This window comes from Mycobacterium sp. E3247 (genome assembly GCF_001667785.1).
GTDB lineage: Bacteria > Actinomycetota > Actinomycetes > Mycobacteriales > Mycobacteriaceae > Mycobacterium.
In genome coordinates this window covers 1-593 of the sequence record NZ_LZJG01000403.1, presented here as the reverse complement: position 1 = coordinate 593, position 593 = coordinate 1, and the positions used below count along the sequence as shown (strand labels likewise).

Sequence of the window (593 nt, the reverse complement as noted above, 5' to 3'; positions counted from 1 at the left end):
GAGTTCTTCGCGGTCGCCAAGACCGAGGCCGACAACATCGACCCGCAGCAGCGGATGGCGCTGGAGCTCACCTGGGAGGCGCTCGAACACGCCCGCATCCCGGCGTCCAGCCTGCGTGGCGAGTCCGTCGGCGTCTACGTCGGCGTCTCCAACAACGACTACAGCTTCCTGGCGGTGTCCGACCCGACGGTCGCGCACCCGTACGCGATCACCGGCACCGCGACGTCGATCATCGCCAACCGGGTCTCCTACTTCTACGACTTCCGCGGCCCGTCGGTCGCGGTCGACACCGCGTGCTCGAGCTCGCTGGTGGCCATCCACCAGGCCGTCCAAGCGCTGCGCAACAGGGAAGCCGACGTCGCGGTCGCCGGCGGCGTCAACGCGCTGGTCACGCCCGTGGTGACGCTCGGTTTCGACGAGATCGGGCAGGTGTTGTCGCCCGACGGCCGGATCAAGTCGTTCTCCTCGGACGCCGACGGCTACACCCGCTCCGAGGGCGGCGGCATGCTGGTGCTCAAGCGGGTCGACGACGCCCGCCGCGACGGCGACCAGATCCTGGCCGTGATCGCCGGCAGCGCGGTCAACCACGACGG

At 70.0% G+C, this 593-nt stretch carries 1 protein-coding gene; it reads left to right on the top strand.

Annotation, left to right across the window (positions count from 1 at the left end):
- A partial coding sequence (locus tag A9X04_RS21425; RefSeq protein WP_197509273.1) for a beta-ketoacyl synthase N-terminal-like domain-containing protein occupies nt 1-593 on the top strand: 593 nt, incomplete at both ends.